Here is a 10,663-nt window from a genome sequence, read left to right as displayed (position 1 = left end):
AGCTACCAGTGTCCTGTGCGCGACCTTGACTCCTGCGGTAGACGAGAACGACATACCTACTGGTTCCACTACGAACCGGTCACGCCCTCTCGACAGATGAATGTGAGAGGGGTCACCCTGTCATTCATCCACGCGGGGAGGCATGGATGGGCAGGAGCCGCAGATCAATTCCGGAAGAGCTTCTTCTGCTGGCGCTGGACCCGGCCACGGGTACCACCGCACAGCCGCAGTCGCTCGACCTCGGTCTGGCCGGAGCGCAGCTAGTGGAGCTGGCGCTGGCCGGACGGATAGCCCCGGACGGGGATCGTATCGCCGTGGTCGTACCACGGCCGACTGGAGATCCAACACTGGACTGTGCGTTGGAACTGCTTCGCCGACGCGGAGCACCCGTACGCGCAGTGAACTGGATTGGCGGGCCCCGCCTGGGGCTGCGTCAGACCTACCTCTCGCATCTTGAGCGGTGCGGCATGGTGCATGCCGTGGCGGGACAGATGTGCGGGGTGCTTCCGACGACTCGCTATCAGGCGACGGACACGGAGATCAGCCGGGAGATCAGAGCCCGGCTGGACACAGCCATCCGCACCGGCGTCCCGCCGGACCCGCGGACGGCGGCGCTCGCCGCGCTGGCCCATGCGGTCGGACTCGGCAAGCACCTGTATCCGGGTAACGAGGGACGTTCGTCCCGCTCCCGGCTGCGGGACCTGATCCGGCACGACCCCATGGGTGGCCTGGTGGCTCACGCTGTCATGGACGTGCAGAACGGCGTCGCGGCCCAGCCGCGCCGCAGCCCGGCACCGGTCGGCCGTCAGGCCGCACCCGGAGCCAGGCCCGCACCGGAGCCCGCCCGCGGCGTTCCGATGCAGCCGCACCAGCACCGCGGATCGATGGCGCGCGCCGTGGCTCACTGAGCCGCAGTCCCACGGCGTACACCCGGTCCACGAGGCACCCGCACCACCTCGCACCACGCAGGGCACCACGCAGGGCATCATCAGCGCCGCACCGCAGTCCCCAAGACCGGTTCGGGAGCCGCTGGTCCGCGCGGGGCGGCGAGGGCCGCAAGGCCGTCCGTGAGGACGACCGAACCGGTCCTCGCCGTCCCGCGCGACCGCATGTCCGGAGCCAGGGCCGCACGTCCGCAGCCCGGCCGGTCGGTCGGTCGGTCGGTCGGTCGGTTCCAGTGGGCCGGCTGGCCGGTTCCGGTGGCCGTGCCGCGCCCTGACGCGCGTACCGCCGCCGCACCCGCGAATCGCGAACACGGCCCCGCGCGCCCGGCAACGGACCCCGGCACATGCGCGCCCCGGGACGACCGGAAACCGCCCCCGGACGGTAAGCGGAATCCGCCGGACTGGCGTGTACCGGGCGCATATCTCCCGACTGGGCACCGCATATCCGCAGTTTCCCAGCGGTAGCACACACCTTGGTGGCAGTCTGCTCAACAGCAGATACGGAAAGTGGCAAGTACAGGCACGCACCCGGAGGTGCACGTCCCATGGCGTCCAACGTCAATCCCACCGTCAGGCGACGCCGACTGGGCCAGGAGTTGCGCAGGCTCCGCGAAGCGAAGGGCATGACGGCCGAAGAGGTCGCCGAGCGGCTCCTGGTCTCCCAGTCGAAGATCAGCAGGTTGGAGAACGGCCGCCGCAGCATCAGCCAGCGCGACGTCCGCGACCTGTGCGGGGTGTACGAGGTCGAGGACCAGCGAATGGTCGACTCCTTGATGGAGATGGCCAAGGACTCCCGCCAGCAGGGCTGGTGGCACGCGTTCGGGGACGTCCCGTACAGCGTGTACATCGGGCTGGAGACGGACGCGGCGTCACTGCGCGTCTACGATCCCCAGGTCATCCCGGGGCTGTTGCAGACCCGGCCGTACGCGGAGGCGCTGATCTCCGGCGCGCTGCCGGAGACGCCCTCCAGCGACGTCGAGAACCGCGTCCAGGTCCGGCTGCGCCGGCAGGAACGAATCACCGCGCTGGAGAACCCGCTGCGGCTGTGGACGGTCCTCGACGAGGCGGCGCTGCGCCGCGTCGTGGGCAACAAGCTGCTGATGCGGGAGCAACTGGAGTCCCTGGTCGAGCAGTCGCAGCTGCCGCACGTCACCGTCCAGGTGATCCCCTTCGACATGGGGGCGCATCCGGGCCTCAACGGCCAGTACGCGATCCTGGAGTTCCCGGACGCGGCCGATTCCAGCGTGGTCTACATCGAGGGCGTCACCAGCGACCTCTATCTGGAGAAGGCGCAGGACGTGCAGAAGTACAGCGTCATGTACGAGCATTTGCGGGCACAGGCCCTGAATGTCGAGCAATCCCGGCAATTCATCGCGGACTTGGCGAAAGAGTACGCGCACTGACGCCCTGGAGAAGCAAGGGGCGCACAGTACACCTCCGCCTCACGCCAGTGGAAGACCCAGCTGGTATATGCCACCCGGTCGAGTGAACGACCGGTCCGCATACGGATGTTGGCGAGTAGCGTCGATCAGGCCATCAAGGAACAACGTTGGCGCGATCCGGCCGCGGGGCCCCGCAGGGGGCCTCCGGTCGGCGACAGCAACTCATCACCTCATCACTGGTCAAAAGCGGAGCGAACATGGCAATTCAGCAAGGCGCCACGAGCACCTGGACGAAGTCCTCGTACTCCACGGGCAACGGCGCGTGTGTCGAGGTCAAGTCCCCGGTTCACGCGGCGATGGCGGTCCGGGACTCCAAGGTCCCGGCAGGCCCGACCCTGGCTTTCCCGGCCGACTCATGGAACTCGTTCGTGGCAGAGGTCAGCCGGGGAGCGTCCGACCTCATCTGATCTCGACCTCATCCGATCTCGACTTCATCCGATGTGGTACCGCCACTCTCCACAACTCCATAAGCACCGCAAGGAAGAGCCCTCTCGACTGGCCCGCCGTCCTGGCCGAGGGGGCTCGGCCATGCCCAGCCCCTCCCCCGTCACCCGTCCGGTCACCTGAGCCGGTCGACGTACAGATCGGTCCCCGGCACCGTCGGCACGAACGGCGCCACCAACTCCACCCGCCCCAGGCCCGTTTCCCGCACCGCCTCCGCCAGCCCCGTGAAGTGCGGCTCCCAGCAGTCCCGCGGATCCGCCTCCAGGAACCACAGCAGCGTCAGCCGTACGTCCACGCCCTCGACCTGCTTCACATACGTCATCCGGTCGCCGGGCAGCGGGGTCGGGCGGAAGACCGTGACCATGGCGGCGGGTGACCCGGCGAGCCGCTTGGGCAGGTGGCGGGCCCGCAGCCACTCCAGCAACTCGGCCCGCCCCTCCGGGGATTCGGCGTCGACGACCTGCAACACCAGCCCCGCGTACGGGTGGTCGAGCGCGTGGAAGTCCCGAGGACCGGCGGCGCCGTCCCGGTAGACGGTCGCCTCGTGGTCCTGGAAGGCCGTGAAGACGTGCGTACGGTCGTGATAGACCCGGGCGTCGCGGTTGAGACGCTTGTTGATGCCGACGGTCCAGCGCATGTGGTCGGCGTAGCGGCCGTCCGTGATCCAGTAGGTGGAGAGGTAGCACCCCGCCGTGACCGGCTGCGCGACCGCCGACTTCTCGGGCCCGCGCAGGAGTTGGAGGTCCCGGGTCGCGACCCAGCGGCGCCCGGAGAACATCCAGGGCATCGCCATCGCACCGGCGTAGTAGTGGTCGTCCTCGTACCAGCGGTTGTACGCGTACTCGTGGCCCGGGTGCGGTTCGACCATGGTGATGAGCGCATGGCCCGGGTGGACTCCGTACGGGCCGACGGCCGCCAGTTCGGCGTACACCTCGCTCGTCCCGACGCCGTCCGTCTTCTCGTTCCGCTCGCTCACTGCCTTCCCCTCTCCCTCTCTTCCTTCCTCCTTCGGACGCCCATACTCTGACGCTCCGTCAGATAATCCGCCAGAGCCGGGGAGGGCTTTGATGTCGCTGCTCACAGGGAAGACCGTGGTGGTGTCGGGAGTCGGGGCCGGGCTCGGGCGGCAGGTCGCCGCGGCCGTCGTGCGGGACGGCGGCAACGCCGTGCTCGGGGCGCGTACCGAGGCCCATCTCGCCAAGACCGCGGGGGAGTTGGACCCGGACGGGGAGCGCACGGCGTACCGGGCGACCGACATCACCGACGAGGAGGAGTGCCGGGCGCTGGCCGCGCTGGCGGCGGAGCGGTTCGGGGGGATCGACGCGGTCGTCCATGTCGCCGCCTGGGACAGCTACTTCGGGGGGATCGAGGACGCGGACTTCGAGACCTGGGCACGGGTCGTGGACGTGAACCTGCTGGGCACGCTGCGGATGACGCGGGCCTGTCTGCCGGCGCTCAAGGAGCGGGGCGGGAGTGTGGTGTTCATCGGTACGCAGTCCGCCGTGGCCGCCCCCTCGCAGGTGCGGCAGGCCGCGTACGCCGCCTCGAAGGGGGCGCTGACGAGCGCGATGTACTCGCTGGCAAGGGAGTTGGGGCCGCATCGGATACGGGTCAACACCGTGCTGCCGGGGTGGATGTGGGGGCCGCCGGTGGAGGCGTACGTGCGGTTCACGGCGCACGGGGAAGGGGTGCCGGAGGAGGAGGTGCGGCGGCGGCTCGCGGAGCGGATGGCGTTGCCCGAGCTGGCCACGGACGGGGATGTCGCGGACGCGGCGGTGTTCCTGGCCTCGGACCGGGCCCGGGCCATCACCGGGCAGTCGTTGCTGGTGAACGCGGGTGAACTGATGCGGTAGCAGTAATTCCGCCATTCTTCGACGTTCGCGCTCTCATTCATGGACATGAACGGAGGTCACTTCCGCGAACTCTTTTACTCCCTCTTGACTCGCCGGGCGGTTGTCGCTGGCATGTCAGCGAATCGACGATGAGCGGGCGCTCGACACGCCCGCTCGACTCTGCTCGACGCCCCTGGGAGGGAGCACATGAACGGTCTCGACTGGACCGTGCTCATCGCTTACTTCGGAGTGATGGTCGCCATCGGTGTCTGGTCCCACAAACGGGTCGACAACGTCAGCGACTTCTTCACGGCGGGCGGGAAGATGCCGTGGTGGCTGTCCGGCATCTCCCACCATATGTCCGGGTACAGCGCGGTGATGTTCACGGGTTACGCGGGCATCGCCTACACGTACGGCGTCACCTCCTTCGTCACCTGGTCCTTCCCCATCGCGCTCGGCATCGCGATCGGCTCCAAGCTGTTCGCGCCGCGCATCAACCGGCTGCGGTCGCGGCTCCATGTGGCGTCCCCGCTGGAGTACCTGAAGAGCCGGTACGACCTGAAGACGCAGCAGGCGCTGGCCTGGTCCGGGATGCTGCTGAAGATCGTGGACGTCGGCGCCAAGTGGGCCGCCATCGCGACCCTGTTGTCCGTCTTCACCGGGATCTCCCTCAACCAGGGCATCCTGATCACCGGTGCGATCACGGCCGTGTACTGCACGATCGGCGGGCTGTGGGCGGACGCGCTGACGGAGTTGGGCCAGTTCGTCATCCAACTCCTCGCGGGCATAGCGATGTTCGTGGCGGTGGTGCTGAAACTCGACGACCACGGAGGGTTCTTCGGGGTCTGGGACGAGCCGGCGCTGCAGGGCCACGGCAAGCCGCTGGTGGGCCCCTACGGCACGGTGTTCCTGCTCGCGTTCCTCTTCATCAAGCTGTTCGAGTACAACGGCGGCATGCTCAACCAGGCGCAGCGGTACATGGCGACGGCGAGCCCTAAGGAGGCCGAGCGGTCGGCTCGTCTTTCGGCGATCCTGTGGCTGGTCTGGCCGTTGGTGCTGTTCTTCCCGATGTGGATGTCCCCGCTGCTGGTGGAGTCGCAGAAGCCGGACGGTTCCGACTCCTACGCCCTGATGACCGAACAGCTGCTGCCGCACGGCCTGTTGGGGCTCGTCATCGTCGGCTTCTTCTCCCACACGATGGCCATGTGCTCCTCCGACGCGAACGCCATCGCCGCCGTCTTCACCCGGGACTGCGCGCCGGTGATCTGGAAGCGGGCACGGTCGTGGACGGACTCGTCCGGGCTGGTGGCCGCGCGCGTGACGACGGTCGTCTTCCTCGGGCTGTCGATGGCGGCGGCGACGCAGGTCAACTCACCCGCGTTCAAGGACATCATCACCGTCGTCATCAAGTGGGTGGCCGGGCTGATGGGGCCGATGGCGATCCCGATGATGCTGGGCCTGCTGCGGCCGTTCAGGCGGTCGGGGCCGACGGCGGCGCTGGGGAGCTGGTCGATGGGGCTGCTGGCGTTCTGGCTGGTGAACTACCCGATCGACTGGAACGTGGAGGGCGGGGTGCCGCTGCAGTACCAGGTGTCGATACCGCTGGCGGTGTCGTTGGTGCTGTACATCCTGATCGGGTTCCTGCGGCCGGAGGACACGCCTGAGCGGTTGGCGATCATCGAGAGCGTGAACACGGACGGGGACGGCGACGGTGCGGCGGCGGCACGACTCCCGGTTCCGGAACCGGAACCGGCGGACGCCGTACGCGCCAAGGACTGAGTTCCTCGCCCCCGCCGCCCCTACCCGTCCCATCCCTGGGGGCTGCGCCCCCAGACCCCCCTTCGTCCTCAAACGCCGGACGGGCTGACATACCCAGCCCGTCCGGCGATTGAGGACGAGGCCGTTCGGGGCCGGCTACACCCCGGTCGGCTGAGCCGAGCGCAGGCGTTCGCGGATTCGGGTCGCGTCCGTGTGGCCCAGGCGGTCCAGGAGGCCCACCGCCTCCTGCCAGCACACCGTCGCCTCCGCACGCGCGCCGAGCGCCAGGTGGGACTCCGCCAAGTGGTCCAGGGTCTCCGCGATCTCGTTCAGGTCGCCCCGCTCCCGGCGCAGGTGCAGCGAGTGGGTGTAGCAGGTGATCGCCTCCCGGTGGGCGCCCAGATGGTGGTGGGCGTGGGCCAGGGTGTCCCAGGTGGCGCCCTCGCCGTCGCGGTCGCCCAGTTCCTGGAGGATGTCCAGGGACCGCGCGCTGTGCTCGACGGCCCGTCGGTGCTCGCCGAGGAAGGACAGGTGCCAGCCCATCTGGTTCAGGACCCTGCCCTCGCCGATCCGGTGTCCGGCGGCCCGGAACAGGCCCAGCGCCCGCTGGGCGAGATCCAGCGCCTCCGCGTGCCTGCTCCGCGCCCCGGGCACCTCGCTCATCCGGCCGAGCACCGTACTCATGTTCCGCATCGCCTGCGCCTGCACCACCGGATCCCCCAGCTCCCGGCCGAGCCTCACCGAACGGCGCAGATGCACCAGCGCGTCCTGGTGGCGCCCCTGCCGGGAACGGACCCGGGCGAGGTTGCGCCGGGTGCGGGCCTCGCCGACCGTGTCCCCGGAGCGTCTGGTCGCGTCCAGCGCCTGCTGGTGCGTGGCGACCCACTCCGGCCAGTGTCCCGCGAGGTCGAAGAACGCGACCATCGTCCAGGCCAGTTGCCAGGAGTGGGTCTCGAAACCGGACCTGGCCGCCGCGCGAACCGCCGCCGTCAGGTTGGGGAGTTCGGCGGTGAACCAGGCCGACGCGGCTGCGGGGCCGCCCGGTTGCTCAGGCGAGGAGTCCGGCAGGGGGGCCGTCGGCGGGATCGGGTCGCGGTACCAGCTGAGTTCCTCGGACGCCGTGGCCGCCGTACGGAGGTAGTGGTCGAGGAGGCGGTGAAGTGCCGCGCGTCGGGCGGGTTCCGGGTCGTGCTCGTGGGTCAGTTCGGTGGCGTAGGCGCGGAGCAGGTCGTGCAGGGTGTAGCGGCCCGGCGCGTGCTGGTCGATCAGGTGCGCCCGGGTGAGTTCGGTCAGTTGAGGGCGTACCCGCTCGGGTTTCAGCCCGGTCAGGCCGGCCGCGGCCGGGGCGGTGATGTCGGGGCCGGGGTGCAGGCCGAGGAGGCGGAAGAGGCGGGCGGCGGCGGGGCTGAGGCGGTGGTACGACCAGGAGAAGACCGCCCGTACGTCCGTCGCGGGGTCGTCGTCGGTGAAGTCGGTGAAGGGGGCGAGGCCGGCGCCCGCGCCCGTGGCGCGCAGTTCACCGGCGAACCGTGCCAGCCCGAAGTGCGGGTCGGTGGCGGCGCGGGCGGCGACGATCGACAGGGCGAGGGGGAGCCGGGCGCAGCGGTTGATGATCTCGGTGACCGCCCCGGGGTCCTCGGCGAGGCGGGCGGGGCCGAGCCGGTGGGTCAGGAGTTCCCTGGCCTCGGTCATCGTCAGCAGGTCGACGCGGAGCGGGTGGGCGCCTTCGGCGGCGACGAGGCCGGTGAGCTGGTTGCGGCTGGTGACCAGGGCGAGGCAGCCGGGGGCGCCGGGCAGCAGGGGTCTGACCTGCTCGGCGTCGCGCGCGTTGTCCAGCAGCACGAGCAGCCGTTTGCCCGCGCACAGGCTCCGGTACAGGCCGACCTGGGCCTCGGCGCCCGCCGGGACCCGCTCGGCGGGTACCTCGAAGGCGTCCAGGAAGGCCCGTACCGCCTCCGCCGAGGTCATCACGGCCCCGCTCGGATGGAAGCCGCGCAGGTTGACGTACAGCTGACCGTCGGGGAAGCGGGCGGCCACCCGGGAGGCCCAGTGGACGGCGAGGGCCGTCTTGCCGACGCCCGCGGTGCCCGCGATGGCGGAGATGACGACAGTGCCGGCGCCGGTCGCGGGGAGTTGATCCGCCTCGCCGCCCAACAGGGCGTCCAGTGAGTCAAGTTGCGCGGTCCGGCCACTGAAACCTGCGTGGGCGGGCGGTAGTTGGGCCGGGGAGGACGTCGTCTCCGGGTACGTCGGCTGCGGCGGGCGGGGTGTGTGCGGGAGGCCGGTCGCCGCCTTGCGGAACTCCTCCAGTCCCGTCCCCGTCAGGGCCAGCGCGCCGGCCAGCCGCCGTACGGTGGCCGGCCTCGGGCGTTCGATACGGCCCGTCTCGACATGGCAGATCGTGCGCACACTGACGCCCGACCGCTCCGCCAACTCCTCCTGTGTGAGCCCCAGTCGGCGCCGGTGGTCACGCAGCACCTCACCCAGCATCGGCAACCCCCCTGGCCCCCGCCTCTGGTCGCCCCAACTGTCCCACCCCCGCACCCCTGTCGGGTGAGGGCACATCCGGTCAGTTGCGGGTCAGTTGCGTGCGGCTTTCGTGGCTGCGGCGGTCCCCCGCTGCGACCGTTTGAGACGTTCACCGAAAAGTCGTGGTCCACAAGGAAAGGCAGGAACCTGTGAAGATGAACCGCACGGCCAAGCGCGGCCTCCTGGTCACCGGCGCCGCGTGCGCGGCCCTGGCGTTGATGTCCGAAAGCGCCTCGGCGACCACGATCATCTCGCTCTCCGGACGGGGCTACGGCCAGGTCAACACCGGAGGAGGGTACGTGTACGCGTGCGACACCAACGCCGACAACTGGGGGGTGCGCACGCAGTACTACACCAGCAACGGTGTCACCGACATCGTGGGAGACGCCAACGGCAGCTCCAGCGGCTGCGGCGGCGAGTCGCCGACGGGCGGCGGCTACATCACCAGCGCACGGGTCTGCGCCGGCGTGAACGGCGCCAACACCAGCTGCACGTCCTGGTATTACTACCCTTGGTGACCGGGCCGTAGGCAACGGAACACCGTGGGTCCACACCGCCTCACGCCCGGGGATAGCGCGTGAGCCACCCCGGCGACGACCCCGCCGGCCCGTGCAGGGACGGTCCCTGGGTCATCTCCATCGCGAAGTCGTCCGCGAGGACCAGCATCGTCGGACGGCCCTCCAGCTCCGCCAGCCAGGCGGGCGGCAGGGCCGTCTCGCCGTGCAGGGCGCCCAGCAGACCGCCGGTCAGGGCGCCCGTCACGGCCGAGGCGCCGCTGTGGTTGACCGAGAGGGCGAGGCCGTGCCGGATGTCCTCGCCGACCAGCGCGCAGTACACCGCCACAGACAGGAGGCCCTCCGCCGTGCCGGCGCCGGCCAGGTCGTCAACCCGCGCGGGGGTCGGGATGCCCTGGCGCACGGCGCCCAGGGCTCGCTGGAGGGCCTCCGCCACCTGCTGATGGCCGGGCCTGGCCGCCAGCAGGGCCAGCGCCCGCTGGACGGCCGCGTCGAGGCTCTCGCCGCGCGCCAGACCGTGCACGATCACGGCGTACGCACCCGCCGCGAGGTAGCCCGTCGGGTGGCCGTGGGTCTGCGCGGCGCACTCCACCGCCAGCTGCATCACCAGCTGCGGCTCCCAGCCGACCAGCAGCCCGAAGGGGCCGGAGCGGGCCGCGGCCTCCGCGCCCGCCTCGCCGGGGTTCTTGGGCGCGTCCAGGGTGCCCATCGTCTCGTCGCCGAGGCCGAGCAGACAGGCGAGCGACGGGTCGCGGCGGGCGTACAGCCACTCCTCGTGGGCCAGCCAGCCGTCCTCCTTGCGCCGCTCGTCGGGGCCCCAGTCGCTCTGGGTGGCCGCCCAGCGGCGGTACGCCCGGTGCAGATCGGTCGGCGGGTGCCAGGCGCCGGTGTCGCGGCGCACCTGGGCGCGGATCAGGCCGTCCAGGGTGAAGAGGGTGAGCTGGGTGAGATCGGTGATCGCCCCGCGTCTGCCGTACGCGAAGGCCAGATCGGCGAGGCCCTCCGCGCCGTACGCCTCCCGGATGGAGTCGGCGGTGAGCCCCTCCAGCGGCGCCCCCAGGGCGTCGCCGAGCGCCGCGCCGAGCAGGGTCCCGCGGACCCGGCTGCGGAAGTCCTGCTGTTCGGAGCGGCCCCAGATGGCGCCGGACGCGGCACCGGTCACACCACCGGACGTCATCACGCCCACCTCGGACTCCCTC

The 10,663-nt window shown here is 70.6% G+C and carries 9 protein-coding genes; 6 read left to right on the top strand and 3 right to left on the bottom strand.

Annotated features, from left to right (window positions below; translation table 11 throughout):
* The first annotated feature begins 146 nt into the window (after nucleotides 1-146).
* From CW359_RS22920 to CW359_RS22910, 3 genes are all read left to right on the top strand, one after another.
* Nucleotides 147-908, top strand: coding sequence for a GOLPH3/VPS74 family protein (locus CW359_RS22920; RefSeq protein WP_105971959.1), 762 nt, complete (start codon nucleotides 147-149; stop codon nucleotides 906-908).
* Between the two features lie 581 nt (nucleotides 909-1,489).
* Nucleotides 1,490-2,347: a helix-turn-helix domain-containing protein gene (locus CW359_RS22915; protein ID WP_105971958.1), complete on the top strand. Its 858-nt coding sequence runs from the start codon at nucleotides 1,490-1,492 to the stop codon at nucleotides 2,345-2,347.
* Nucleotides 2,348-2,583: 236 nt separating this feature from the next.
* Nucleotides 2,584-2,793 (top strand): DUF397 domain-containing protein, encoded by a 210-nt coding sequence (locus tag CW359_RS22910; RefSeq protein ID WP_105971957.1) that lies wholly within the window; start codon nucleotides 2,584-2,586, stop codon nucleotides 2,791-2,793.
* A gap of 152 nt (nucleotides 2,794-2,945) precedes the next feature.
* On the opposite strand, the gene CW359_RS22905 is transcribed toward CW359_RS22910, so the two are convergent.
* Nucleotides 2,946-3,806, bottom strand: coding sequence for a hypothetical protein (locus CW359_RS22905; protein WP_198655347.1), 861 nt, complete (start codon nucleotides 3,804-3,806; stop codon nucleotides 2,946-2,948).
* Nucleotides 3,807-3,897: 91 nt separating this feature from the next.
* Between CW359_RS22905 and CW359_RS22900 the strand changes: the two genes are divergently transcribed.
* Together CW359_RS22900 and CW359_RS22895 are read left to right on the top strand one after the other, a co-directional pair.
* Nucleotides 3,898-4,683 (top strand): SDR family oxidoreductase, encoded by a 786-nt coding sequence (locus tag CW359_RS22900; RefSeq protein WP_105971956.1) that lies wholly within the window; start codon nucleotides 3,898-3,900, stop codon nucleotides 4,681-4,683.
* 186 nt (nucleotides 4,684-4,869) lie between these two features.
* Nucleotides 4,870-6,441: a sodium:solute symporter family protein gene (locus CW359_RS22895; protein ID WP_105971955.1), complete on the top strand. Its 1,572-nt coding sequence runs from the start codon at nucleotides 4,870-4,872 to the stop codon at nucleotides 6,439-6,441.
* Nucleotides 6,442-6,576: 135 nt separating this feature from the next.
* Here the strand turns inward: CW359_RS22895 and CW359_RS22890 are convergent, their stop codons facing one another.
* Nucleotides 6,577-8,898 (bottom strand): ATP-binding protein, encoded by a 2,322-nt coding sequence (locus CW359_RS22890; RefSeq protein ID WP_198655346.1) that lies wholly within the window; start codon nucleotides 8,896-8,898, stop codon nucleotides 6,577-6,579.
* A gap of 206 nt (nucleotides 8,899-9,104) precedes the next feature.
* Between CW359_RS22890 and CW359_RS22885 the strand changes: the two genes are divergently transcribed.
* Complete coding sequence (locus tag CW359_RS22885) at nucleotides 9,105-9,467, top strand: hypothetical protein (RefSeq protein WP_157968622.1); 363 nt, start codon at nucleotides 9,105-9,107, stop codon at nucleotides 9,465-9,467.
* Between the two features lie 40 nt (nucleotides 9,468-9,507).
* Here CW359_RS22885 and CW359_RS22880 read toward each other — a convergent pair whose 3' ends face one another.
* Complete coding sequence (locus CW359_RS22880) at nucleotides 9,508-10,641, bottom strand: ADP-ribosylglycohydrolase family protein (protein ID WP_105972033.1); 1,134 nt, start codon at nucleotides 10,639-10,641, stop codon at nucleotides 9,508-9,510.
* Nucleotides 10,642-10,663 lie beyond the last annotated feature (22 nt).

Source organism: Streptomyces geranii (genome assembly GCF_002954775.1).
Lineage (GTDB): Bacteria > Actinomycetota > Actinomycetes > Streptomycetales > Streptomycetaceae > Streptomyces > Streptomyces geranii.
Note: the sequence above shows the minus strand (reverse complement) of the source record. Positions and strands in the feature narration are given on the sequence as shown.